This window comes from Acidobacteriota bacterium, from assembly GCA_016712445.1.
In the GTDB taxonomy this organism is placed as follows: Bacteria; Pseudomonadota; Alphaproteobacteria; order Caulobacterales; family Hyphomonadaceae; genus Hyphomonas.
In genome coordinates, this window is sequence record JADJRB010000001.1 from 1,537,917 (window position 1) to 1,562,727 (window position 24,811).

General features: G+C 64.9%; 27 protein-coding genes. 7 read left to right on the forward strand and 20 right to left on the reverse strand.

Going from position 1 to position 24,811, the window contains the following annotated elements:
- Positions 1 to 22: 22 nt before the first annotated feature.
- Together IPK75_07865 and pgeF are read right to left on the reverse strand one after the other, a co-directional pair.
- Positions 23 to 958 (reverse strand): ribose-phosphate pyrophosphokinase, encoded by a 936-nt coding sequence (locus IPK75_07865; GenBank protein MBK8198271.1) that lies wholly within the window; start codon positions 956 to 958, stop codon positions 23 to 25.
- Between the two features lie 89 nt (positions 959 to 1,047).
- Positions 1,048 to 1,812, reverse strand: a complete 765-nt coding sequence (pgeF, locus tag IPK75_07870) for a peptidoglycan editing factor PgeF (protein ID MBK8198272.1) — start codon at positions 1,810 to 1,812, stop codon at positions 1,048 to 1,050.
- A gap of 155 nt (positions 1,813 to 1,967) precedes the next feature.
- Between pgeF and typA the strand changes: the two genes are divergently transcribed.
- Positions 1,968 to 3,800 (forward strand): translational GTPase TypA, encoded by a 1,833-nt coding sequence (gene typA / locus IPK75_07875; GenBank protein ID MBK8198273.1) that lies wholly within the window; start codon positions 1,968 to 1,970, stop codon positions 3,798 to 3,800.
- 45 nt (positions 3,801 to 3,845) lie between these two features.
- On the opposite strand, the gene IPK75_07880 is transcribed toward typA, so the two are convergent.
- Positions 3,846 to 4,472, reverse strand: a complete 627-nt coding sequence (locus tag IPK75_07880; GenBank protein ID MBK8198274.1) for an energy transducer TonB — start codon at positions 4,470 to 4,472, stop codon at positions 3,846 to 3,848.
- Positions 4,473 to 4,677: 205 nt separating this feature from the next.
- Positions 4,678 to 5,019, reverse strand: coding sequence for a UrcA family protein (locus IPK75_07885; protein ID MBK8198275.1), 342 nt, complete (start codon positions 5,017 to 5,019; stop codon positions 4,678 to 4,680).
- Between the two features lie 438 nt (positions 5,020 to 5,457).
- Here IPK75_07885 and IPK75_07890 point away from each other — a divergent pair, with 438 nt between their 5' ends.
- Complete coding sequence (locus IPK75_07890; protein ID MBK8198276.1) at positions 5,458 to 5,832, forward strand: hypothetical protein; 375 nt, start codon at positions 5,458 to 5,460, stop codon at positions 5,830 to 5,832.
- Positions 5,833 to 5,904: 72 nt separating this feature from the next.
- Here IPK75_07890 and recR read toward each other — a convergent pair whose 3' ends face one another.
- The 6 genes from recR to IPK75_07920 form a co-directional block, all read right to left on the reverse strand.
- Positions 5,905 to 6,510, reverse strand: a complete 606-nt coding sequence (gene recR / locus IPK75_07895; protein ID MBK8198277.1) for a recombination protein RecR — start codon at positions 6,508 to 6,510, stop codon at positions 5,905 to 5,907.
- A gap of 45 nt (positions 6,511 to 6,555) precedes the next feature.
- Positions 6,556 to 7,773: a Coenzyme F420 hydrogenase/dehydrogenase, beta subunit C-terminal domain gene (locus IPK75_07900; GenBank protein MBK8198278.1), complete on the reverse strand. Its 1,218-nt coding sequence runs from the start codon at positions 7,771 to 7,773 to the stop codon at positions 6,556 to 6,558.
- Positions 7,774 to 7,827: 54 nt separating this feature from the next.
- Positions 7,828 to 9,654, reverse strand: a complete 1,827-nt coding sequence (locus IPK75_07905; protein MBK8198279.1) for an SEL1-like repeat protein — start codon at positions 9,652 to 9,654, stop codon at positions 7,828 to 7,830.
- A 75-nt stretch (positions 9,655 to 9,729) separates the two neighbouring features.
- Positions 9,730 to 10,053, reverse strand: a complete 324-nt coding sequence (locus IPK75_07910) for a YbaB/EbfC family nucleoid-associated protein (GenBank protein MBK8198280.1) — start codon at positions 10,051 to 10,053, stop codon at positions 9,730 to 9,732.
- A 12-nt stretch (positions 10,054 to 10,065) separates the two neighbouring features.
- Entirely contained in the window at positions 10,066 to 11,754 is a 1,689-nt protein-coding gene (locus IPK75_07915; GenBank protein MBK8198281.1) for a DNA polymerase III subunit gamma/tau, read from the reverse strand.
- 60 nt (positions 11,755 to 11,814) lie between these two features.
- Complete coding sequence (locus IPK75_07920; GenBank protein ID MBK8198282.1) at positions 11,815 to 12,261, reverse strand: Rrf2 family transcriptional regulator; 447 nt, start codon at positions 12,259 to 12,261, stop codon at positions 11,815 to 11,817.
- A gap of 181 nt (positions 12,262 to 12,442) precedes the next feature.
- Between IPK75_07920 and IPK75_07925 the strand changes: the two genes are divergently transcribed.
- Positions 12,443 to 14,794 (forward strand): TonB-dependent receptor, encoded by a 2,352-nt coding sequence (locus IPK75_07925; protein ID MBK8198283.1) that lies wholly within the window; start codon positions 12,443 to 12,445, stop codon positions 14,792 to 14,794.
- A gap of 37 nt (positions 14,795 to 14,831) precedes the next feature.
- Here IPK75_07925 and IPK75_07930 read toward each other — a convergent pair whose 3' ends face one another.
- The 5 genes from IPK75_07930 to IPK75_07950 form a co-directional block, all read right to left on the reverse strand.
- Entirely contained in the window at positions 14,832 to 15,866 is a 1,035-nt protein-coding gene (locus tag IPK75_07930) for a ribonucleotide-diphosphate reductase subunit beta (GenBank protein MBK8198284.1), read from the reverse strand.
- Between the two features lie 127 nt (positions 15,867 to 15,993).
- Positions 15,994 to 17,298 (reverse strand): hypothetical protein, encoded by a 1,305-nt coding sequence (locus tag IPK75_07935; GenBank protein ID MBK8198285.1) that lies wholly within the window; start codon positions 17,296 to 17,298, stop codon positions 15,994 to 15,996.
- A 252-nt stretch (positions 17,299 to 17,550) separates the two neighbouring features.
- Positions 17,551 to 18,021, reverse strand: coding sequence for a hypothetical protein (locus IPK75_07940; GenBank protein ID MBK8198286.1), 471 nt, complete (start codon positions 18,019 to 18,021; stop codon positions 17,551 to 17,553).
- Positions 18,022 to 18,027: 6 nt separating this feature from the next.
- Positions 18,028 to 18,966, reverse strand: a complete 939-nt coding sequence (locus IPK75_07945) for a peptidylprolyl isomerase (GenBank protein ID MBK8198287.1) — start codon at positions 18,964 to 18,966, stop codon at positions 18,028 to 18,030.
- 46 nt (positions 18,967 to 19,012) lie between these two features.
- Entirely contained in the window at positions 19,013 to 19,309 is a 297-nt protein-coding gene (locus IPK75_07950) for a hypothetical protein (GenBank protein MBK8198288.1), read from the reverse strand.
- A gap of 115 nt (positions 19,310 to 19,424) precedes the next feature.
- Here IPK75_07950 and IPK75_07955 point away from each other — a divergent pair, with 115 nt between their 5' ends.
- Complete coding sequence (locus IPK75_07955; GenBank protein MBK8198289.1) at positions 19,425 to 19,922, forward strand: GFA family protein; 498 nt, start codon at positions 19,425 to 19,427, stop codon at positions 19,920 to 19,922.
- On the opposite strand, the gene IPK75_07960 is transcribed toward IPK75_07955, so the two are convergent.
- From IPK75_07960 to IPK75_07980, 5 genes are all read right to left on the reverse strand, one after another.
- Positions 19,904 to 20,281 carry a DUF4345 family protein gene (locus IPK75_07960; protein ID MBK8198290.1) on the reverse strand — a complete coding sequence of 126 codons (378 nt, stop codon included), beginning with the start codon at positions 20,279 to 20,281 and terminating at the stop codon, positions 19,904 to 19,906. The genes IPK75_07955 and IPK75_07960 overlap by 19 nt on opposite strands.
- Before the next feature lie 82 nt (positions 20,282 to 20,363).
- Entirely contained in the window at positions 20,364 to 20,819 is a 456-nt protein-coding gene (locus tag IPK75_07965; protein MBK8198291.1) for an SRPBCC domain-containing protein, read from the reverse strand.
- The gene (locus IPK75_07970) at positions 20,816 to 21,151 is read right to left on the reverse strand and encodes a winged helix-turn-helix transcriptional regulator (protein MBK8198292.1); all 336 of its coding nucleotides are present in this window, start codon (positions 21,149 to 21,151) and stop codon (positions 20,816 to 20,818) included. Before IPK75_07970 ends, IPK75_07965 begins: the two co-directional genes overlap by 4 nt.
- Entirely contained in the window at positions 21,148 to 21,621 is a 474-nt protein-coding gene (locus IPK75_07975; GenBank protein ID MBK8198293.1) for a VOC family protein, read from the reverse strand. The genes IPK75_07970 and IPK75_07975 overlap by 4 nt, the downstream gene beginning before the upstream one ends.
- A 58-nt stretch (positions 21,622 to 21,679) precedes the next feature.
- Entirely contained in the window at positions 21,680 to 21,961 is a 282-nt protein-coding gene (locus tag IPK75_07980; GenBank protein ID MBK8198294.1) for a TM2 domain-containing protein, read from the reverse strand.
- A 190-nt stretch (positions 21,962 to 22,151) separates the two neighbouring features.
- Between IPK75_07980 and IPK75_07985 the strand changes: the two genes are divergently transcribed.
- From IPK75_07985 to IPK75_07995, 3 genes are read left to right on the forward strand one after another with little or no spacing between them, the layout of a single operon-like run.
- A complete protein-coding gene (locus IPK75_07985) occupies positions 22,152 to 22,532 on the forward strand; it encodes a DUF1330 domain-containing protein (protein ID MBK8198295.1) in 381 nt (126 codons plus the stop codon).
- A complete protein-coding gene (locus IPK75_07990) occupies positions 22,532 to 23,563 on the forward strand; it encodes a Rieske 2Fe-2S domain-containing protein (GenBank protein MBK8198296.1) in 1,032 nt (343 codons plus the stop codon). The genes IPK75_07985 and IPK75_07990 overlap by 1 nt, the downstream gene beginning before the upstream one ends.
- On the forward strand, positions 23,560 to 24,783 hold the full coding sequence (locus IPK75_07995) for an amino acid permease (GenBank protein ID MBK8198297.1): 1,224 nt from the start codon (positions 23,560 to 23,562) through the stop codon (positions 24,781 to 24,783). The genes IPK75_07990 and IPK75_07995 overlap by 4 nt, the downstream gene beginning before the upstream one ends.
- Positions 24,784 to 24,811: the final 28 nt, after the last annotated feature.

The window sequence follows — 24,811 nt, forward strand, 5'->3', positions numbered from 1 at the left end:
AAGAGGGCATCGGGTGCCGGCCTTAGCGGTCGAACAGTTTCGACACGCTCTCTTCATTCGCGATCCGGCGGATCGCCTCGCCGAGCAGCGGAGACATCGGCAGTACACGGTGCTTCTTGGATTTCAGCGCATCCGCCGAAGGCTGGATCGTGTCGGTCATCACCAGTTCGTCGAGCACCGATTTCTCGATACGCTGCACGGCATTGCCCGACAGCACGCCGTGCGTCACATAGGCGGAAACGCTGGTCGCGCCCTGTTCCTTCAGCGCGGCGGCGGCGTTGGCCAGCGTGCCACCGCTGTCGCAGATGTCGTCCAGCATGATGCAGCGCTTGCCGCTCACATCGCCGATGATGTTCATCACCTCGGACTTGCCCGCTTCCGGGCGGCGCTTGTCGACGATGGCAAGGTCGGCGTTCAGCTTGTTGGCCAGCGCCCGGGCGCGCACCACGCCGCCGACATCCGGAGACACCATCACCATCTTGTCGCGCCCGAAGCGCTCCTTGATATCGTCGATCATCACCGGGCCGCCGAACAGGTTGTCGGTCGGAATGTCGAAGAAGCCCTGGATCTGGCCGGCATGCAGGTCGACCGTCAGCACGCGGTCGGCGCCGGCCGTGGAAATCAGGTTCGCCACCAGCTTGGCCGAGATCGGCGTGCGGCCATCGGTTTTCCGGTCCTGCCGCGCATAGCCGAAATACGGGATCACCGCCGTGATGCGCCGGGCTGAGGCGCGCCGCAGCGCGTCCATCATGATCAGCAGCTGCATCAGGTTGTCGTTGGCGGGGTAGGAGGTCGACTGGATCACGAACACGTCCTCGCCGCGCACGTTCTCGTCGATGCGCACGAAGATCTCCTGGTCGGCGAAGGTTTTCACCTCGGAGCGGGTCAGCCGCATGTCCAGGTAATCGGCGATCGCTTCGGAGAGGGGCCGGTTGGCGTTGCAGGAAATCAGTTTCATGGCGCGTTAGACCCTCTGCTGCCCGGCTCGCGACGCTTTTGTAACAGGCGCCCGCGAGTCGCAAGCCACGGAAAACTGGAATCGGCCGGTTATTCCGGAATCACGATGACCGAGGCATTTCGGCCATAATCTGCCTCGCCGCGCAGGTTGCGGCGCCGGTTGGAGAAATAGATATCCTCAAGCGCGCAGGTATCGAGCGCGAGATTGCTCACCTTGCCGACGCCGGCGCTGCTCAGCTGGCGCGCGCAGAAGCCCGGCAAGTCGAAATGGAACCGGTCGCCTTTGCCGGACACGAAGAGGTCCTCGCTCGCCGGATCGAGGCCAAGGAAATTGTCGCGGAATTCCGGGCCGACTTCATAGCTCGCCTGTTGGATCGTAGGCCCGATCGCCGCGCGGATCCGCACGCGGTCTGCGCCCAGCTTCTCCATCGCCTCAAGAGTCCGCAACAATACGCCTGCGTGGGCACCCTTCCAGCCCGCATGCGCCGCGCCAATCACGCCCGCATCTGGGTCCATAAAAAGAACTGACGTACAGTCCGCAGACAGGACGCAAAGACCCAGCCCCGGCCGGTCCGTCACCATCGCATCGGCGTTCGGCCGCTCCGTCCACGGCGCCGTCACGCGCACGACGTCCGGCGAATGGACCTGATAGCACGAGAGCATCCAGCGGGCACCAACGGCGGCCGAGATGCGCGCCCGGTTCTCGGCCACGTTCCGCGGTGCATCGGCTGAGCCTTCTCCGGCGTTCAGGCTGTCATAATCGCCCGTCGAAACCCCGCCCCGGCGCCCGAAAAAGCCATGCGAAATGCCGGAAAAACCGGCGAGGAGCGGCGAAGTGACGAAGGGCGGCAACATGCCCACCGTGCTGGCGGTCAAAGCCGCGCGCGTCAAGCGCCGGGGCCCTGCCGCATCGGCATGGTCAAATCACTGTTCCTCTGCTAGGGGGCGCCCAAATCCACCCGAAACTCACCGTTCCCCTCCCGAACGCCGCCCGCCGGAAAGCCCGCCCTATGACGACCCCCATCGAAAAGATGCGCAATATCGCCATCATCGCCCACGTTGACCACGGCAAGACGACGCTGGTCGACGAGCTGCTGAAACAGTCCGGCACCTTCCGCCAGAACGAGAAGACGGCCGAGCGGATGATGGACTCCAACGACCTCGAGAAAGAGCGCGGCATCACCATTCTGGCCAAGACCACCTCGGTCGAATGGAACGGCTACCGTATCAACATCGTCGACACGCCCGGCCACGCCGATTTCGGCGGCGAAGTGGAGCGGATCCTCGACATGGTGGACGGCGCCATCGTGCTCGTCGACTCCTCCGAAGGTCCGATGCCGCAGACCAAGTTCGTGGTGTCCAAGGCTCTCAAATGCGGCCTGCGTCCGATCGTGGCCGTCAACAAGATCGACAAGCCGGAGCGCCGCCCGGACGAGGTCGTCAACGAGGTGTTCGACCTCTTCGCCAACCTCGACGCCACCGACGAGCAGCTCGACTTCCCGATCCTCTACGGCTCGGCCAAGAATGGCTGGATGTCGAAGCAATATGAAACGCCGGTCAGCAACATGGACGAGCTGTTCCAGCTGGTCGTCGACCATGTGCCGGTGCCGCGCGTCGAGGAAGGACCGTTCCGCTTCCTCGCGACCACCATTTCCGCCGACCCGTTCCTTGGCCGCATCCTGACCGGCCGTGTGCTGTCGGGCTCGGTGAAACCGAACCAGTCGATCAAGGTCCTCTCGCGCGACGGCCAGCTTGTCGAGCAGGGGCGTGTCTCGAAAGTCCTCGCCTTCCGCGGCCTTGAGCGCGTTCCGGTCGACGAAGGCCAGGCCGGCGACATCGTCTCGCTGGCCGGCATGACCAAGGCAAACGTCGCCGATACGTTCTGCGATCCGTCGGTCACCGTGCCGCTCGAAGCGCGCCCGATCGATCCGCCGACCATTTCGATGACCTTCCGCGTCAACGACTCGCCGCTCGCCGGCACCGAAGGCACGAAAGTCACCTCACGGATGATATGGGCCCGCCTGGAGAAAGAGGCGGAAGGCAACGTTGCCCTGAAAGTCGAACGCGCCACCGATGCCGAAGCCTTCACCGTCTCCGGCCGGGGCGAATTGCAGCTCGCCGTGCTGATCGAAACCATGCGCCGCGAAGGCTACGAGCTGGGCGTGGCGCGTCCGCAAGTCGTCATGCAGACCAGCGAGTCCGGCGAGAAGCTCGAGCCGATCGAGGAAGTCATCATCGACGTCGATGACGAACACTCCGGCATCGTTGTCCAGAAAATGGCCGAGCGCAAAGCCGAAATGCTCGACATGCGCCCCTCGGGCGTCGGTCGCACGCGCCTCGTCTTCCACGCGCCGACGCGCGGCCTGATCGGCTATCAGGGCGAACTCCTGTCCGACACGCGCGGCACGGCCATCATGAACCGCATCTTCCACGAATACGCGCCCCACAAGGGCAAGATCCAGGGCCGCCATACCGGCGTCCTGATCGCCATGGAGCAGGGCGAGGCGGTCGCCTTCGCGCTGTGGAACCTCGAAGACCGTGGGCCCATGATGATCCATCCGGGCACGAAGGTTTACGGCGGCATGATCGTCGGCGAACACAACCGCGACAACGATCTCGAAGTGAACGTGCTCAAGGGCAAGAAGCTCACCAACATGCGCGCTTCCGGTTCGGACGAGGCGGTGCGCCTCACCACACCGCTGCAGATGACGCTCGAGAAGTCGCTCGCCTATATCGCGGATGATGAGCTGGTCGAAGTGACCCCGAAGTCGATCCGCCTGCGGAAGGTCCACCTCGATCCGAACGTGCGCAAGCGCCAGTCGAAAGCCAGCGCCGACGCCTGATCGTTTCGCTAGCGGCCTGCGCGACCGGCGCAGGCCGGGCCGGACTCACTGCATCTTGAATTCGATCGGATAGATCGCACCGCGCTGCTCGACCGCGACGCCGTTGCGGATCTTCGGCAGGAATTCGGCCTTGCTCACGGCGCGGGCGGCTTCCTTGGCGAAGAGGTCATCCGTGCACTGAGCCACGATATTGAATGGCCGTCCACGCGTGTCGACATCGAAGATGACGTCGCAGCTTCCTGAAATGCCACGCGTCATCGCCGCCGATGGCATCACGGGCAGCGGCGCGCGCACCGGGGTGATGTCGCGTCCGGCGACAGGCGTGACAACGGCAATCGGCGGTTTGAGGTCTCCGAGAGAGAAGACTTCGGTATCGGGCGCCGTGAACTCGTAAGCCGGGGCACCGCCGGTCGTTTCAATCGTCTGCCGTTCGATGGCCGGTGGGCGCTCTATCACCGTCATTTCCGGAACAAGCTTTTCTTCAGGCACGCCGAGCGGTTCATCCACCGGCAGGACCAGGGGCGTCAGGATCCGGTCGGAAACAGGCGTCAGCACCAGCTCATCCGTCTTGATCAACTGGCTCGAGACCAGGAACAGCGCATACACAAGCGGCGCGGCGAGCAGCATCGAAAGCGACAGGCGCGGGGGCGCCTCATCCAGTGTCAGTCTCATTGATCGTTTCCTCCAGCCCCTCGTGGGCACGGGCCGCGTGTCTCGCGGTCCCAGCATTGACGCTACGTCAAAATTACGCAGCGTCAATCAAATTCCAACCGAGGGGCGAACCCGAAGCGAGGGGCCATCCCTGGCCGGGGATGGCCCCTCCAACGCCCATGACCGGGAGGAAACGTGGCCAGGCGTTGTTCCGGGAGGAAAGGGGTCAGTCGACCGAGGCAAGCTGCGTCAGCGCAGCCTTTTCGAAGGCCGGCGCAATGAAGGTGCCGGCTTCAAGCGAGGCCGTGTGGATCTGCTTCACAGCCGCTGTGAGCAGCGACTCGGCGCAGGCTTCGTCGGTAAAGGAGATGCCAAGGCCCGGCACGCGCGATGTGCAGGCGCGTTTCGCGGCGCGGTCGAGCTCGGCGATGAGTTCAGCGGCGCCGTCATCACTGGAAACGAGTCCGGTGTCGTACTGGTGGGTCAGCGTGACCGTCTTGCCTTCAGCGAAGGCTGCAGGTGCAAGCGCGGCGACGGCCAGAGCGGCCATTACGGTGGATTTGAACATGGGTCAGTCCTTCAGAGTTAGCGCCAGGCAAGGCCCGGCTGGAAACTCCTCCCGCAACACGAGGACGCCTCAGATTGCCGTCTCCCGGGACAACGCCCCCCAATAGGCGCTGTGGCCATCCCGATGCGGCCGAGACTTCATGTTGCAATGCAACAATTACCCCGCAGGTGCAGCAATGCAAGCGCGCGTTTTTCATCCCCTGTTGAATTCGCGGCCGGCCCGCCAAACTGCCCGCCCGCTGGGCAGGGCCTGCCCGTTCCAGCATCAACCGGTCGCCCTCATGAAGCCGATCCTGCGCTGGAAACCGTTGCACAAGTTTCGCCCTGCGCAACAAGGCGCGCCACCTGCGCCAACAAAATGCCAAGCCGCATCAAGACCTTGGAAAAAACCTGCGTCGCGCGAATCCGGCAGGGTACCCGCCCGGGTTATGCTTCGCGGGTGAAATATTCCCTGCGCCACCCGCCGTCCGGCCTCACGCTCACGCATCAACTGCTCTGGCCGCTGATCTTCGCGCAGCTTGTCGCGCTGAAGCTTTGGGTGCGCCGCCACTATGGCGCCGGGGTGCCTTACTGGTTCCACGTCAGTCGCTGGGGCAGGGTCAGCCTGCGCCACATGCCGGGCGATTTCACCGCCAGCGACACGGCGCCCTGCGCCTTGCGGCCTGTCCCGGCCGTCGTCCGGCTTTTTGCGCGCTCCGTGCGCCTCGCGCTGGCAACGGCCCCGGAAGTGCGCGCGCTCGTTCCGCCTGCGCCTGCAGCCGACGCATGGTCCGTACACGTCCTGTCCGGCGCCGTGCAGTTCGACACGTCCTAGCTGTCCGGCAAACCCGCGAAAGGCAGCAACAAACACCGCACCGGCTTCGCCCCTGCGGCCGCCCGCGCAGGCCTATACGCCGCGCCGCGATCTCAACGCGGCGGCCAGCGTGCCATCATCGAGGTGATCGAGCTCCCCGCCGATCGGCACACCGTGCGCCAGGCGCGTCACCTCGACGCCTTTGCCCTCAAGCTGGTCGGCGATGTAGTGCGCAGTCGTCTGCCCATCCACCGTCGCGTTCAGTCCAAGGATCACCTCGCGCACACCGCCCGCCTCGATCCGGCTCACAAGGGAAGCAATGCCGAGGTCAGCCGGGCCGATCCCGTCAATCGCCGACAGTACGCCGCCAAGCACATGATAGCGCCCCCGGTAAGCCCCGCCGCGCTCCAGCGCCCAGAGATCCGGCACGTCTTCCACCACGCAGATCAGCGTGTCGTCACGCCCCGGCATCTGGCACACCGCGCAGGGCTGCACCGTATCGTAATTCCCGCAGGTGCCGCATTTCTGGATCTTCGCCCCGGCCTCGGCCATCGCCTCGGCCAGCGGCTTCAGCAAGGTGTCGTTGCGTTTGAGCAGGTGCAGGGCCACACGCCGCGCCGAACGCGGCCCCAGACCGGGCAGCTTCGCGATCAGGTCGATCAGGCGCAGGAGTTCAGGACCGGCGGAACGTTGTGACATCGGCGCGCTTTATGCGCGGTTCCGCAGGGCCTGTCACCCCGCCCGTCACGGCTCTTTCTGCTCGTTTTCGGTGGGCGCAATGCCGTAGGGCGAAAGCAGTTTCCAGACATGGCGCGGCACCATGTTCTTGAGTTTGGCCGGAGCTTCTCGCCGCAGGTGGATCACCGTTTCGGCGGCCTTCATCTCGACGCGCGTCCGGGCAAATTCCAGACCCTTCGGACCGATGCGCGGCTGGAGGAAAGACACGAGGGGGCGCACCCAATTTGGCATCGACCGCAGCGGAAGTCCGCCCGCGGCCCGCTCCACATTCGCGATGAACGCCGCGACATGCGGCGCTCTTCTTCCTTTCGATCCGGGCGGCGCCGTAACCAGCGAATCGCCCAGCAGGCTGACAAGTTCTTCGCCGCGTTCGTTGCGCACGATCAGCCACTGCTCGCCTTCGCCGCCCATATAGCCGACCGTCAGGTCACTGAGGGCATTCGTATAGTCCACACAGGTGCGGCAGGTGAGCGGGAAAAAGTCGCGCGGAAGCTTGGAGATGGGAAGCGACAGGAAGGGGATAAGACGCTGGCGGCCATCATCGAAGCGAAGCTCGACCCGGAAGTCGGCCCGGAACTCCAGGTATGAAATCGTTTCAGGTGCAGGATCGAGCAACTTGAGGAAGTCGTGGAAGTTCTCGGTTGTCGTATTGTCCGAACAGGGCGTGCCGATCACGTAGAGTTTTTCAAGACCGAATTCCGCTTCGAGCGCCCGAAGGGCATACACCTGGCAGGGAATGCCGATCAGCGCGATGCGTTTGAAACCTCTTGCCGCCACTTCTTCCATCAAGGCGACAAGCGGCGAATACCCCATCCGCATGCCCCGGCACTGGGACATGTCTTCGGCGCGGGTCACGATGACCGGCCTTGGCTTCCACCGGTCTTCCGGATCCGGCGCCACGGCAAGCACGGCGTCCACCTTGCCGGCGGACAAGAGCCGTTCGCCCAAAGTCGTGGCGATACCTGTCCACTGTGCGCCCGCCTTGGCTGGCGAAAGGCTAGCGCGGATCATCCTGCGGAAGACGCCGAAATGCGTTTCGTCCGCCTGCTGATCATCGCGGGCGCGGCCATGCAGCCGGATTTCAAATCCGGTATAGCCCGGCTGGATGAACTGGCAGGCCCGCCCGCAGGCTTTTGCATCCGCCATCCGCGATACGCCGCAATCGGTGCACAACCCGCGCGGCTCTGCGGAGCGAAGGGGAGGGGTATAGGGGGCAGTGGCCATGCGGAAACGCTACCGGGTTGTCAGACGGCTGTCATCCGGAGACTCGGCCCGTGTTCAGGGCGTACCGGACAGCAGGTCCAGATGCGCCTGCGCTTCGAAGTTCTCCGGGTTGAGCTTCAGCGCGCGCACATAGAGCCGGATGGCTTCATTGATGTCGGACGGCACACCCATGCCGGCCTGGGTCAGTTGTCCCAATGTGTCACAGCCGACCGAACTGTCACTGTCGCAGGCCCGGGCAAGCAGGTCGATCGCGCGCTCCACGTCCGCATCCACGCCGCGCCCGAAGGCCATCTGGCGTCCGTAGAATCCACACCCGTCCGGAAGGCCGGTTTCGCACGCTTCGCGGTAATACCAGGCCGCGCGCTTCGCGTCGGCGTCCACATCGAGCCCATATTCATACATTATCCCGGGATCGAGACACTGGAGCTGGCCGCCAAGTTCGCATCCGCGCGACAGATGGACTTCCGCCGTGTCGAGATTGCGGTTCGGTCCCTTGGTCTGGGCATAGGCGAGGCCGAGATTGTAGCAGGAAATCGGGTCGTCCCGTTCGCAGCCGCTCCGGAACAATTCGACGGCCTTCTTGCGGTCCCGCCGCGTGCCTCGGCCCTCCGAATACAGGTTCCCGAGATTGGCGCAGGCGGAATAGAACCCGCCGTCACACGCCTTCTCGTAGAGACCAACAGCCTCGATTGCAGCGCGCGGCGATTCCTGTGCGAGGTCGTAGGCCAGCGAAAAGCAACCATTGAGATCACCCAGATCGCACCCCATGCGGAAATGCTCGCGGGCGGCCGGACTGTCATGGCGAAGGTACACGCCTTCGTTCAGCAACCGTCCGTACTCAGAGCAACCTGTGCCTTCGCCCGAATCACACGCGGAAAGGTAGAGTTGCGCTGCCCGGTCCGGATCTTGCGGCGTGCCGAAGCCGGTTTCGAGTATCGAGCCCAGAAAGGTGCAGGCATAGGCATTGGTCGGCCGGCAGGCTTTTTCGGCAAACAGGGCAGCACGTTCCGCATCCGCATGTTCGCCGAGGCTGTCCGAGTGCAGGATTGCCAGCTGGAGGCAGCCGCTGCTTTCACGCCGCTCGCACGCGACGGCAAACAGCTTTTCTGCCTCGGCGGCGTCTTCTTCAACGCCGTCTCCCGACAGATGCCTGAAGCCAAGGTTCACGCAGCCCAGCTGTTCGCCCAGCGCGCACGACTGGCGATACAGCGCGAGTGCCTTTTCGTTGTCCTCCGGGACGCGTTCACCGATCTCGAAAAGTGCGCCCAACCAGAAACATCCGCTGCCGTCGCCCTTGTCGCAGAGCGACTGGTAGATACCGATCGCCTCGTCGATCGAGGCGCCCGGCTCGTCACTGTCCTGATAGACCTGCGCCAGCCTGAGGCAGCCGCTCGGCTCGCCGCGGTCGCACGCGGCCTCGAAATACGCGGTCGCCTTTTCCAGATCGATCGATGTGCCTTCGCCATACTGGTAGGCGACGCCGAGAAACACGCAGCCGCGCTGGTCGCCCGCGTCGCAGGTTTTCCGGTAGAGCGCGACGGCCTTGTCCAGGTCCTTGCTGACGCCGTCCGCCGTTTCGTATTGCAGGCCGAGATTGTTGCAGCCCCAGTTGTCGCCGAGATCGCAGGCGGCGAGATAAAGCCGTGCGAGGATTTCCCCGGACAGCACGGGGGCCGGTGTTATCTTTGGATCGGTCACGTCCGGATCGCGCGCCCGCGCATACTGGCGAAGGCTCTCGCCCCGGTCGTTGGCACCGGCGGCGGCCACCACGTCCGGGCCAAGATCGGCCAGGCGATCGGCGATGTCCTTGGGGGAGGGATCGGCGCCCGCAAGTCCGGCCAATGCCAGGAACGCCAGTCCCGCGCAAAACTGCCGCCACATGTCTGCCCGCTCCGCTCCCGATCAGCCGCTCGCAGCTACGATAGGCTGCACCGGACTCAATGCAAGCGGGCCGCGCTAGAAGGGCAGCTTGAAGCCCGGCAACAGCCCGCCCATGCCCGAAGTCGCGGCACGCATTGCATCATCCATCGCCTGGTCGAGGCGCCGGCGTGCATCGGAATGCGCCGCCTTGATGAGGTCTTCGACGATCTCGGGATCGTCGCCCATCAGGCTCTTGTCGATGCTGAGCGAGACAAGCTCGCCCTTGCCTCTGAGCTTGACCCGCACGAGGCCGGCCCCGGCCACGCCGTCGGCTTCGGTCGCCTCGATCTTGGCCTGAACCTCGGCCATTTTGGCCTGCATGGCCTGGGCCTGCTGCATGATCTGGGCGAGGTCTTTCATGGGCGAACTCCGTCAGGCGGGCCGGCGGCGGGATGTCAGGTCAATCACATTGTCCGCTGCGGGCGGATTTTCAAGCGGCGGCGTGTCGTCGGTCACATCGAGGATCACGGCGCCGGGGATCGCTTTGAGCGTCGCGGCAATCAGCGGATGCGCGGCGGCTTCGGCGATGCGCTCGGCTTTCTCCCGGCGCTCGCGCTCGCGCAGCGATTCGGCGTCGGTCTCCGACTCGCGGATCTGCCAGTCGAGGCCGGTCTCATTGTCGAGGAAGATTTTCAGCCTTCCCGCGAGGCCGGCCGGTGCGCCGGGCGCGAGGGCATAGCTCAGATGACCCGCGCTGACAGAAGCAAACCGGACGAAGCGTTCGGTGTCGACCTGCAGCGACACTTCACGCGCCTGCGTGAGGGCGTGGATGATATCGGCAAAGGTGGCGATCCCGCCGGGCGCACTCGGCGGAGCCTCAAGGGGCGCGCTTGCCTTTCCCGGCGGCGCGGCGCCCTCGGCAATCATGCGGGCCGCTTCCTCCGGGGACGGAAGGCTCGAGGCGGCGGCGAGGCGCAGGATCACCATGTTCAGTGCGGTCGCCGGGTCCGGCGAGACCTGAAGGTCGCCGTAGCCCGACAGGAGGATCTGCCAGGTGCGCGCGGCCTGCGCGGGGGTGAGGCGCTGCGCGATCGCGCGCGTGCGGTTTGCCCAGTCGGCGGGGCCGGCGGCGGCCCAGTCATCGCCGGTTGCCTGCGCGATCGAGACATCGGCGGCGATATCCATCAGGTCTTTCAAGATGACGGCCGGATCGGCGCCGCCGGCGACCTGGTCCTTGATTTCCGCCAGCGCGCCCTTGCCGTCCGATGTGATGGCCTTCTCGAACACGTCGTAGAGGCGTGTGCGGTCGCCGAGCCCCAGCATGTCGCGCACGGCCGCGCCGGAGACCTCGCCATCCGGCGTCTGGACAATCGCCTGGTCGAGCAGGGAGAGGGCGTCGCGCACCGAGCCCTCCGCCGCACGGGCAACGAGGGCGAGTGCTTCGTCAGAAACCTTGGCCTTTTCGTTGCGGGCGATGTTGGCGAGGTGCTCGGCGAGCAGCGGCGTGTCCAACCGCTTGAGGTCGAACCGCTGGCAGCGGGAGAGCACGGTGACTGGCACCTTGCGGATCTCGGTGGTCGCGAAGATGAACTTGAGGTGCGGCGGCGGCTCTTCCAGCGTCTTCAGGAGGGCGTTGAAGCTCGCCGTCGAAAGCATGTGCACTTCGTCGATGATGTAGACCTTGTAGCGGGCCGAAACCGGTCCGTACCGGGACGAATCGAGCAGGTCGCGCATGTCGGCGACCCCGGTGCGCGAGGCCGCGTCGAGTTCGAGCACGTCCGGGTGACGGCTCGCCATGATCGCTTCGCAGTGAACGCCCGGCGGATCGAGATGGATGGACGGGCCGGAATCGCCCTTGCCCTTCTTTCCCTTTGCCGCTTCAGCCGGTTCGTAGTTGAGCGCGCGGGCCAGCAGGCGGGCGGTGGTCGTCTTGCCGACGCCGCGCACCCCGGTCAGCATGAAGCCGTGCGCGATGCGGCCGGTCTCGAAGGCATTCGAGAGCGTGCGCACCATGGCTTCCTGGCCAACCAGATCCTCGAAGCGGCGCGGACGGTATTTGCGGGCGAGCACTTGATAGGCGCCGCCGGGGGAGTCTGCGAAAAGGGAATCGTCACCGCTCATGTCGGGCCGGACACTAGCCGGGGAGGCGCGCCGGGGCAAACCCGCGTTCCGGGGCGCGGATCAGGAGCCCGCGTCCAGTTCGTCCAGCACGGCCCGGTTGCCGAGCGCGTCGGCCAGCGTGGTCGTGTCGAGGATGGCGCGGGTCGCCTCGGCGACCTCGGCGAAGACCTTGCGGATGCGGCAAGCCTGCTCGCTGGCGCAGTCTCCGCAGCGCCGGTAGGCCATCCGGGAAAGGCAGGGCAGCGGCGCGAGGGGCCCATCCATCAGGCGCAGGACTTCGCCGAAGGTGATCGTTTCCGGCCGTCGCAGGAGGATATAGCCGCCGGCCTTGCCGCGCCGGCTGACGACCAGGCCCTGATGCTTCAGGTCGAGCAGGATCTGCTCAAGGAACTTGCGGGGAATCACTTCCTGCGCGGCGATCTCGCCGATCAGCATCGGCGCGTCCCCGGACCGGTCGGCGAGCGCCATCAGGGCGCGCAGGGCGTACTTGGACTTCTGCGAGATCATCGCGGGACGGTCTGCCAGAGTTCAGTTTTTCTTACAAGGCGACCAAATCACTCGGGTCAAGGCACTGGATTTGTAGGGAAATACGCCTGTGCTTGCGGCACTAAACCGAAGGTTTCGAAAATCTCACTTTATTAATACGACTAAATAGGTCGAGATAATGTGCTTAAGATGGAGCTTTGACATGAACCCGCCTCACGCCCTGACCCTCGCCGCGCTGTTCAGCGCCCTTGCCCCGATTGCCGCCGCGCAGGCCGATCCGCCGCCAGCCGCGGCGCCGGACGATGCCGAACTGCGCCGGGAGACGATCACCGTCACCGCCCGGCGCGTGACCGAGGACCTTCAGGACGTGCCGATCCCCGTATCCGTGCTGACCGAGGACTTCATTGCCGAGACCGGCGCCTTCAACGTGGGCCGGCTGCGCGAGATCGTGCCGACGCTGCAATTCTATTCGACCAACCCGCGCAATACCTCGATCAACATCCGGGGCCTTGGTGCGCCCTATGGCCTGACCAATGACGGGCTGGATGCCGGGGTGGGGCTGTATGTCGACGGTGTGTTCTTCGCCCGGCCGGCTGCGACGACGCTCGACTTCATCGATGTCTCCCAGATCGAGGTGCTGCGCGGGCCGCAAGGCACGCTGTTCGGCAAGAACACGACGGCCGGCGCGATCAACATCACGACCAAGAAGCCGTCGTTCACGCCGGAGACGGAAGTGGAACTGACTTACGGCAATCTCGGCTTTGTCCAGGCGAAGGGGGCGATCAGCGGGCCGATCACGGAGACGCTGGCGGGCCGGCTCTCCTTCTCGGGCACGCAGCGCGACGGCACGCTCTATAACGTTGCCGGCAACGACCATATCAACGACCTCAACAATACCGGCGTGCGCGGCCAGCTGCTCTGGAATGCGTCGGACACGCTCGAAGTCATCCTGACCGGCGACCATACGCGACAGCGTCCGAACGGGTATGCCCTGGTGCCGGCAGGGGTCGCGCCGACGCTGCGCGCCGCCAATCGTCAGTATACGGCGCTTGCCGGCTACTTCGGCTACGCGCCGCCGAGCTTCAACGCGTTCGACCGCCTGACGGATGCTGACACGCATCACCAGTCGGACCAGGACATTGGCGGCGTGTCGCTGACGGCGAACTGGGAGATCGGGCCGGGCACACTGACCTCGATCACGGCCTGGCGCCTCTGGAACTGGGGACCGTCGAATGACCGGGACTTCCTCGGCCTGCCGATCACGACGGTGTCGGCGAACCCCTCGGAGCAGACGCAGTGGACGCAGGAGCTGCGCTATGCGGGTGTTTTCAGCGATGATGTCGGATTCGTGTTCGGCGCCTTCTACTTCCAGCAGGAGATCGATTCGACCGGGCGGCAGGAGCAGGGGAGCGCGGCGGCGCGCTGGCTGCTGAACCCGTCCTCGGCAGGCTGGGACACGCCGGGCCTGCTCGACGGATATGGTCAGACGTCTGACATCCAGTCCGACAATACGAGCGCGGCGCTGTTCGGCCAGCTTGAGTGGCACGTGACCGACCGGCTGCGCCTGCTGCCCGGTGTGCGCCTGAATTATGACGAGAAGAGTGTCGACTACGATGCGCAGGTCTATGGCGGCCTGCAGACGGCCGACCCCGCGCTGATCGCGCTGCAGCGGTCGATCCTTGCGCCGCTGGCCTATGAGGCTTCGGCGGACGATACGAATGTCTCCTGGCAGCTGACGGCGGCATATGATGTGACGCCGCGGGTCAATGCGTATGCGACCTATGCGACGGCGTTCAAGTCTGTGGGGCTGAACCTTGGCGGCATCCCGAACGACGCCGCCGGCAATCCTGCCATCGGCCTTGCAACGGTCGCGCCTGAGGACGTGCGCCATATCGAGCTTGGCCTCAAGAGCGAGCCGCTGGACGGCGTGACGCTGAACCTGACCGCTTACGACACCGAGATCGAGGACTATCAGGTGCAGGTCGTCAACGCGCAGGTCGGCGTGCTGCGGGGGTATTTGGCGAACGCGGACAAGGTGAGGGTGCGCGGGGTTGAGCTGGACGGCCGCGCACGGATCAATGACACCTTCACCGCCTATGGCGCGCTCGCCTGGACCGACGGAAAGTATGTCTCCTTTCCGGACGCGCCGCCGGCGCTGGAAAATACCGGTGGGCCGCAATCTGTGGACATTTCAGGTACGCGCCTGCCGGGGATTTCGGAATGGTCTGGCTCGGTTGGCGGCGAGGCGCACTGGAACGGAAGTTTCCTCGGACGGGAAGGGGAATACTTCACCGCGCTTGATGGCTTCTTCCGGTCGGACTTCTCCTCAAGCCCCACCGAGTCTGCGTATCTGACCGTAGACGGATATTCGGTGCTGAACGGCCGGATCGGATTCCGCTCGGACAAGGGATGGGATGTCTTCGTCTGGGCGAAGAACCTGTTAGACGAGGAATATTTCGAACTGCTGGCGGCCCAGCCGGGCAACTCCGGCCTGTATGTCGGCCAGCCGGCTGACCCGCGCACCTATGGTATCACGCTGCGGGCAAGCTTCTGAGGGACAGACCCGCCCCCGCGCGTTGGCGGGGCGCGGGCTACTCCGCCGGGACGCTTTCGGCGCGCTTGCGGCGGTCGTCGAAGCGGCTCCAGACGCCGTCATCGCCGTGCCAGTCGCCTTTCGTGGCGCCTTTGGAATATTCGGTGGCGCGCTGTTCGAAGAAGTTTGCGTGCTCGACACCGTTGAGGATTTCCGACAGCCAGGGCAGCGGGTGCTTGGTGATGCCGTAGAGCGGCTCGATCTTCAGCTGGCCGAGGCGCCAGTCGGCGATGTAGCGGATATAGTTCTTGATGTCGTCCGGCGTCATGCCTTCCACCGGACCCATTTCGAAGGCGAGGTCGATGAACTTGTCTTCGAGTGCGATCACCGTGCGGCAGCACTCGCGGATCTTTTCGCGCAGGGCATCGGTCATCACGCCGGTCTCGGCGCAGAAAGTGTGGAAGAGCTTGATCATGCCTTCGCAGTGAAGGCTCTCGTCGCGGATCGACCAGGTGACGATCTGGCCCATGCCCTTCATCTTGTTGAAGCGCGGGAAGTTCATCAGCATCGCGAAGGAGGCGAAGAGCTGCAGGCCTTCCGTGAACGCACCGAAGACGGCCATCGAGACGGCGATGTCTTCGTTCGTCTCGCAGCCGAACTGGCCGAGATAGTCGTGCTTGGCCGCCATCTCCTGGTATTCCATGAAGGCGGAGAATTCGGAATCCGGCATGCCGATCGTCTCGAGCAGCAGGGCATAGGCCGCGATGTGGATCGTCTCCATGTTGGAGAAGGACGACAGCATCATCGAGACTTCCACAGGCCGGAACAGCGGCATGTAGTTCTTCATGTAGTTGGCGCCGACCTCGACGTCCGACTGGGTGAAGAAGCGGAAGATCTGGGTCAGCAGGTTGCGCTCGGCGTCCGAGAGCTTGACCGCCCAGTCCTTGCAATCCTCGCCGAGGGGAACTTCCTCGGGCATCCAGTGGACCTGCTGCTGCTTCTTCCAGAACTCATAGGCCCAAGGATAGCGGAACGGCTTGTACGCATGGCTCGGGGTGAGCAGGCCAGGCACGCTGGGATTTCCGTCAGCCATGAAAAGGGCTCCTTGGGCAAGTCATCAATATGGGTATCAAACACCACATCTTGTGCTTAAAAAGTGTTAACGACGCAACATGTGCGAGCGGAAATCCACAAGTTGATCTCGCCTGAGGCGCGAAAGGTCAGGCTTTTCCGGGGCCTCGGGGGACGCCTGCGGGCTTGAGGCCGAGGCGGTGGAGGGCGGCCTGGCAGAGTTCGAGGTCGACCTGCGTCCACGCAAGGAAGCCGACGCGTTCGATCTTGGTGTCGGCGGAATGCAGCAGGTACTGATGCGCGGCGTGGATCAGCCCCTGCACGCGCTCGTGCGGGGATTCGCCCGGCGAGCGGGCGCCAAAGAGCGGGATCAGGACCGAGCGCAGGGCGGACTTGGCGTTCAGCTTGGCGCCGAACTGGGTGTTGTACTGGTCAACGGCGGCGAGCGCGTTGGTGACGCATTTGCGGTAAGCGCCGATCAGCTGGTAGCCGCGGCCGGGCTCGCCCTGGTGTGCGGCGACGTGGACGAGCAGCTTGACCTTGTTGGTCTTTGCGAGGGCGCCGGGGCGGGTGATCATGGTGGTGGCCGGTTCAATGCCGGTGCGGTGGTTGGCGCCGACCTTGCTGCGCAGGAGGCGCGTGATCGCATCGTCGCGGACGAAGCCATGCCGGTCGCGGCGGGAGCCCAGATATCGGATGGTGGCCGAGACAGAGGAGTCGTGCAGGCGCGCGAGCTCCATGCGGGTGTTCTCGGGGTTCACCCAGACGTCCATGTCGTCGACATCCGAGATGTCGCCCGTGACGATCTCGATCTGGCGGGCGGCCTTGGGGCCGGTCATGCCGGCGAGTCCGAGCTTGTAGATGTGGTAGCGCCGTTCGGGCAGGGGCCGGTCCGGCAGGCGGATATTGATGCCGGGGATCAGCGAGTGGACGATCGAGTCGGTCGCGCGGTTGTCGAGGCTGTTCTTGATGTGGGTGCGCAGCAGGGCGCGGCAGTCGGCGAGGATCTGCGCGCGGGCGGGGGCGCCTTCGGGGGGCAGCTCATAGTCGAGCGCGCGCACGCCGGTGATGTTGAAGTCTTCTGCAGTGCCGGCGTGGCACATGACGACGGTGCCGGCGCGGCGGGCAGCCTGGCGGATGCCGAGTTCGAAGAAGATGTCCGGTGAGCCGAGCGAGATGTCGGCGATGACGACGTCGGCGTCGATGATGTTCTCGACCATCTCGCGGTGGATGAGGCCTGAACGGCTGACCCGGTCGGAGCGGATGCAGTCGAGGTCGAGGTCTTCGGCGACCGGCTGGATGATCTCGTGGAAGACGGTATCGAAATCGATGTTCGGCTGGTCGGGGCCGGTCGGCGCGGCATAGGGGAGGATGACGAAACAGCGTCGGCCGGTCTGGCGCGCCTCGAACTCTGCGGGTTTCTCCGCAACCTGTGTCTTGCCTTCAAACGCCATTGTCACTTGCCCCGTTGCCTTCCGTTCGGATCCGCCACCATCAGACCCGGCCCGTGTCGCGCGTGCAGGCGCCCATGCCTGCCGCTGCTTGAAAATGACGAAACTATGGCGCCTTGAAACTGGCAAGGCGGGGTCTGGCGGGTTTCGGCGCGCCAGCGGGCGGGCGAGCACTAGAGCCCTGAATCCTGTAGGGAATGGGCCAGATTATAAATGCGTAAGGTTGTACTGGCGGACGGGGTCGCAACGGCGCTTCTATGAGCAGGAATAGTTTCCGTCGGAAGCGAGGTTCTCCACAAGCCGTTCAACACCCGCGCGATCCTCATCAGTCAGGTCGCGGCAGGCGCCGTTTGACTCGGCGCATATTCGAAAGCGGTCTGCATAGAACACATCAGCCCCGTTGCGCGCAGTTTCGACCCGCGCGAGCAGACGAAGGTCCATCTCGCTTTCTGCAATTTGTCCGTCCCAGGTAGCCGGGTTGCCGATCAATGCGAGCATCGCCTCCGCCGCCTGGCGATCTGACAGACAAACGTGCGCGGTATTTCCGGTGGCTCTTGTGAGGTCGTCACGAAGGTATCTCATTCGCGTCAGGACATCCCATTGGACAAAAAATACTTCCATCGCTGCATCCGGCGCTTGAGGTGCCGACGACGGCGGAACTGGCGCTTCACAACCAGCGGCAGCGATGATTGCTACTGAAATGAATCCGCGAAACAGGCGTTTCATCGCTAACTAGTCGTCACCGCCAACCTTGCGGACCGGGACGGGGAGCGTGCAGACGTCGAGCATGTTGACCGGCGGCGCGATGAACGCCGCAATGCCGGAATAGTCCCGCTTGGACGTCTTGAGGGCGTCCCAGTCCGCCGACGCAGTGTCCATCACTTCGTAGACCGGACGTTCGGCTTCCGGGATGGAGGCGGCGAGTTTGGCCGAGACGATGTAGTTTTCACCGAGCTTGGAGCGGCGGTATTGCATCAACTGCTGGGCCAGCGGCTCGTCCTCGCCAAACAGGGCGCCCGCCTCTTCCTCCGTGAACGGATCGACGCGGGGGAGGCGGTGGATATGCTGCATGCCGTCAATGACGCGGCCGAAGACCGTATAGTTGCGGTCGAGGTAGCGGCGCGGCTGGAGCGGGAAGAAGATTTCGGTGTTGCCGGTGTCAGGCGCCTCGTCGCGCGCCATGCCGAGGGCGCCGGGGCAGTTGAGCAGCCATTCCTGCGTCTCGTCGCGCCCGACGGCGAAACCTGCGCGGTGGCCGACCTCGGGAGCGAACAGGTCCGCGTTGCCGTGAGGGGTGAAGCCGTCGGCGCCGACGGCGCGTTCTGCCTCCAGGGGCAGGTTGGGCCACGCCTTGGAGGCCATCGGGAATTCGCGGCCCGCCTGCGCAACGTGGCCTTCGATGACGCGGTAAAAGTACTCGTTGTCGAAAAAGCCTTCGGCGAGCATTTCGCGCAGCTGGGCCACATGGGCCGGCGCGGCCTCGGGGAAGAGTTCGATGGCGACGGTCCCGGTCGGCAATTCCATGATCACGAGGTTTTCCGGATCGACCGGGCGCCAGGCGGGAACGTCTGCGGCGGGCGGCGTTTCTGCCGCCAACGTTTCAGCGGGAGGCGGCGGCGCGCTGGCGCAGGCGGCAAGGGCGAGGGCGGCGAGCAGGATCGGACGGGTCATGCGGAAAACCTTGGGCAAGCGGGCGGGCGGCGTCAATGGCGGCGGATCAAACGTCGAAGCCGTATTTGTCCTTCAGGAACTGGCGGATCTCTTCGGTGGGCGCGTCGCCGTAGCAGGAGGCGATTACCTTGCCGTAGTCCTCCAGCTGGATCGTCTGTGGCTGCTTCAGGGCTTCGGTGAAGGCGGCCTCCCGGTTGGCCGGGATATAGACGAAGTAATAGGCGCGCCGACCTGTGGTGTAGGTTGCGCTGAGCTTGTGGATGAGGTGCGGGCTGCGCGCGATCAGCTGATCGACGGCGCTGCGGGGCGCGGGCGGGCCGCCTGACGTTCCGGGCGTGGCCATGGCGGCGCACTCCTTGTTTCCCCAGCGCGGCGAAGCTGGCAGCGTTTCCGGGCACAATTGAGGCATGCAAGTCTGCCGGTTGTGCGCCTACGGAAGAGGAGGCATCAAGGTCGGCATGAAACGTGCCCATTTCGATCGCCTGCCCATCCCCGCGCTGCCGCTGGATGGCGGCTGCCATTGCGGGGCCGTGCGCTACCGGATCACTGCCCGGCCGCTGGCGGTGAATGCCTGCCACTGCGATGACTGCAAGCGGCTCTCGGGCGCAACGTTCGGGCTGTACCTGCATGTGGATAAGGCAGCACTCGAGATTTCGGGCGGCCCGCGCGACACGTTCCGGCGCACGGGCGGCAGCGGCAACCAGATCAGCATCGAGCGCTGCGCGGCGTGCGGCACGCGGATGTGGCACTTGCCGGACGTAGCGCCGGATCTTGTGATCTTGTGCGCGGGCACGCTCGACGACCCGAGCTGGGCTATCCCGACCTCGCACATCTTCATCGAACAGGCCGCGCCGGATGCCGTGGCGGCGGAGGATGCGATCGCTGTGGAACAGTTCCAGACGACGCGGGCAGCGCTTTGGGAGCGGTTCAGCGAGATCTACTTGGCGGGCAGGTAGCGCAGGCCGAGCGCGGCAAGCGCAACGCAGGTGACCTCGACGATGATCGCCTGGGCGACGCCTTCCGGCGGACCGTCGAGCGCGATGCCGAGGACGCGGCCGCAAGCGGCGATGCCATAGAGCGCGAGCGGCGCGAGCAGCCAGCTGCGCTTGCCGCGCAGGAGCGCGCCGGCGCAGGCGAGGGCGGCGACGAGGAAGAAGGCGCCGACATCGGCGCGGATCGTGTTGAGGCCGAGCGGGGCGTCGGTGATGATGCCGAGCGCGGCGGCGATCCTCGGCGGCGATGACAGGGCGATAAGCGCCATCAGGGTGGAAAAGAGGCCGACGAGGCCGACACCGATACGAGCAATCCAGACCATCAAAACCTCCCCGAATGATGCTGGCATCAGGGCTGCCAGAAGCGGCGAAGGCTGGCAATCGCTGCCTTGGCGGCAATGGGAGTCAAAGCCTGGCGGCGAAGGCAGCGAGCGCGGCGCGCCATTGCTCCATCTGGCGCATCTGGGTCGCCGTGAGCGGGAAGCCGTGGCGGGCGACGTGGTCCTGCGGGATCGTGTCCCAGCCGCGATGGGTGACCGTGACGCGGGTCAGGCCGCCGGATGCCTCAAAGGTGACTTCGACCTGGGTGACCTGATCGGGCGCGAAGGAGGCGAGGCGCCACGAGAAGGCGAGGCGGGACGGGCGCTCCCAGGCTGTGACGCGGCCGATCTCGAAGACCTTGCCATTGGGCAGCGTCGTGATGAGGCGCGCCCTGTCTTCGAAGCTCAACTTGCCATCGCCGCGCGGGGTGATTGCGAAGAGTTCGCTCGGTTGCCACCAGAGGCCGATTTCATCCGTGAACGCATCGAACGCTTCGTCCGGCGTGGCCGGCACGCGCAGGGCGACGATGACCGCGCTCACTTGCGCTTCTTCTCCATGTGGTCCTTGAAGGCGGTCAGCTGGGCCGCCCACATCTTCTCGGTCTCGGCGAGCCAGAGCTTCAGATCAGCCATGGCGCCCTCCTTCAGCGTGTAGATGCGCACACGGGCGTCGAACTCGGGATGCGTTTCCTCAACAAGGCCGCCTTGTTTGAGGATACGCAGGTGACGGCTCATCGCCGGCGCGGGCAGGCCAAGCGCGTCGGCGAGTTCGCCGGCGCGGCGAGGGGCGCGTCCCAGCAATTCGATGGCGCGGCGCCGGTCGGGATCCGCAAGGGCGGTCAGCGTGGCATCAAGCCGGGCAGCGGCGCTCACAGGCGGGTCCGAGTGCGCAGGGAGCCGCCGGACGCCTTGTCCCAATCGGCGGGCGCCATCTCGTTGACCGTTACGCCGAAGGTCCAGATGTGGCCTTCAGGGTCGCGGGCGCGGTAGGTGCGGTCGCCGTAGAACTGCGTGTCGGGTTCCTGCAGGATTTCGGCGCCGGCCTTGCGCGCGGCTTCGCAGTGGGCGTCGATATCGTCGCCTTTTGCGAGCTGGACATGCACGGTCTGGGTATTCCTGAGACCGAGGTTTTTCGGGCTCTTGTGGTTTTCCGACCATTCGGAGCCGACCATGATGAAGCTGTCGCCGAAGGTCATTTCGGAATGCGCGATCCGGTCGTTCTCATCGAGGAGAACCATGAACGGCTCGAAACCGAAGGCTTCCTCCAGCCATTTGAAGGCAGCGTTCGGATCAACATAGCACAGCGCGCTGGCGAGGCCTTTGGGGCGGTAGTAATCAGCCATCTGCATATCCTTCCGGTTTGGAAGAATATTTCTACTTTTATAAAACTAATTAGTCAACTCAGAAAGCGTAGCGCGATCCACCGTAGCGGCGCAGGTCGCGCGCATAGCGGCTGCGGGCGTCCTGCATCCTGTCCTCGATGATCGACGGGATCAGAAAGATGTCGACGATCCACCAGACGAAGCCGACGAGAACGAAATAGCTGAGGATCTGCAGCACTGCCGTGAGCGGCTTGCCCAGATAGAAGCGGTGCGCCGAGATGCAGCCGAGGAAGAACCAGAGGAAATACGCGGCGCCAGCGCTCTTGCGCTCGTTGGCGACACGGCTTTCGATCAGGATCATGTCTTCAGTGGTGTACATCGTCGTCCCGTCTGGGCTCCCTTCGATTTATCGATAAACAGATAGTATGCCAGAGGCCCGACTCCAAGGACTTTTGTCAATTCCGGCGCATTTTCTTGCCAAGGGGCACGCTTCAGGCTTTGCTTTCTGGCAAAGGGCGAAAACGTCCGGAGGGGGCAGCATGAAGTTTCGGATGGTTCGGCGAACGGCGGCGGAGGCAGCGATTGCCGTATTGGTGTTCGCAGCTTGCGCAACACCCGGAGCGGAGCAGGCGCAGGCGCCAAAGGGGTATGTGATCGCCGAGATCGCGGTCACCCATCCAGAGCCTTACGAGGCGTACAAGGCTGCTGTCGGCCCGATGGTCGCGGCCTTCGGCGGCAGGTATCTCGTTCGCGGGGGCCAGACGCAATCGCGTGAAGGCGCCGAACCAGCCGGGCGCATCGTGGTGCTCGAATTTCCCAGCTTCGAAGCGGCGCAGGCGTTCAACGATTCGCCGGAATATGCGGCCATCGTTCATCTGCGGACGGACAATGCGGTTTCGCGGGTGATGATCGTCGAAGGCACGGGGCCCTGATGCCGGGCGGGCCTGCCAGCGGACCGGTGCGCGCGCTCGACCCGTCGCTCTACGGCAGACCGGAGATTTTCGCGCTGGAGCGCGCGCGGGTGTTCGCGAAGTCCTGGCGACTGATCGGGCATGAGAACATGCTGCCGCTGCCTAGCGACTACGTGACAGACGAGATTGCCGGCCGTTCGGTGATGGCCGTCCGGGGCAAGGACGGCGTCGTGCGCGCCTTCCACAATGTGTGCCCTCATCGGGCCGGTCCGCTGGCGACCGATGCACAGGGGCGCTGCGACGGCGCAATCACCTGCCAGTATCATGGCTGGCGATTCACCTTTGAAGGGCGCCTGCAATCAGCACGGGATTTCGGCGCCGCTGAAGGATTTGATCCGCGGGATCACGGGCTCTCGGCCGTGCGGCTGGAGACCTGGCGTGGCTTCCTGTTCGTGACGCTGAGCGCTGATGCGCCGCCCGTTGGCGATGTCATGGCGCCGGTCGATGCATCGTGGACGGATGAAACGGTCCAGCCTTTCGCGCTCCGGCGGTCGCACACCATCCGGTGCGACTGGAAGGCTTATGTCGAGAACTATCTCGAAGGGTACCACGTGCCCCTGATCCATCCCGGCCTCGATGCGGAAATCGATTCCTCAAAGTACACGGTACACATGGAAGGCGAGATCGCGGTGCACCGTGCGCCGCCGCGTGGGGGCGAAAATGTCTATTCCGGATATTGGGCCTGGGCCTGGCCGTGGCTGGGCATCAATGTCTATGAACACGGCGTGATGATGGAGCGGATTTCTCCGGTAGGCCCCGAAGAGACACGTCTGGACTATCTCTATTTCTTCGATCCGGGCCGGGGAAGGGAGCTGGCAAACATGCTGGCCCTCTCTGACGCGGTCACGGACGAAGACCTCAGGATGTGCGAGACGGTTCACCGCAACATCACCGGCGGCGTCTACAAGGCAGGGCCGTTGTCGCCGCGCCATGAAGGGGCGGTCGCCTGGTTCCAGGCGAGGCTGCGCCGTGACGCCGGATATCCGGCATGAGCGGCGGGGCGAAGCAGATCGGCCCCGGCCTCGCGATGGCAATCGTTGCGGGCAACATGATCGGATCTGGCGTTTTCCTGTTGCCGGCGGTGCTGGCATCGGTCGGCTCCGCCAGCCTGATCGCCTGGGGCGCGGCGGCGGTCGTTGCCATCGTGCTGGCCCTGGTGTTCGCTATGCTTGGCGGTTTGAGGGATGGGACGGAATCGCTCACCGAATATCCGGGTACGGCCTTTCATCCCGCGTTCGGTTTCGTGGCCTGGGCGGCGTATTGGGCGAGCTGCTTCGTGGGCATTGTGGGTATCGCCGTCGTGGCCGTCGGCTACGGTGCGGCCATCTTCGGCATCAAGCTTGACGCCATCCCGCGCCTTGTCGCGATCCTCGCGCTGCTCTGGGCTCTCGTCGGTTGCGCGCTGATCGGGCCACGCTTCGTCGGACGCCTCTCGTCCGCGACGCTGGTGCTCGGCCTCGCGCCGATCCTCGCGGCCATCGTCATAGGCTTTTCGGGTTTCGACGGGGAAACGTTCGCTGCGTCCTGGAATGTTTCCGGCGCGCCGCTGGGCACGGCCCTGCCGCCGACGCTGATCTCGATCTTCTGGGCGTTCCTCGGGCTGGAGAGCGCGAACGCGATCGCTGGCCGGGTCCGGCATCCGAAGCGCAATATCGCCATCGCCGCTGCGGGCGGCGTGGCGCTGGCCGCTGTCGTTTACGCGCTGGCCACGACGGCCCTGTTCGGGCTGATGCCTGCACAACAGCTCGCAGCTTCTACCGCGCCGTTTGCAGATGTCATCGGCTCCGTTGCGGGTCCAGTGGCCGGTGTGCTGGTCGCGTTTGCGGCGTTCGCGCGGACCGTGGGTTGCACGGCCAGCTGGATCCTGGTGGCAGGGGAAACCGGACAGGCCGGCGGGCGCCGCGGCTTCCTGCCAAAGCAGGTTTCCAGTTCGGGGGCCGGGTCGGCGCCGGTGCGGGATGTCCTGTTGATGGGCGTCTTGATGAGCCTTGTCGCGCTGCTCACCGTCTCACCCGACCTTGTGAAGCAGTTCCGTCTGATTTCGGATTTCACCGTCTACCTGACCCTGCTGGTCTATGTGCTGTGCGCGCTGGCGCTCGTGAAGTTTTCATCCGCGATTCCGATTGCTCGGCTCAAGTGGACGGCGCGCGCACTCGGTCTGTCCGGCGCCGCAGCGGCGGCATGGGTCGCCTACGCGGCCATGACTGCTTAGCGCCAAGACAAACGGCGGGAGCATATGC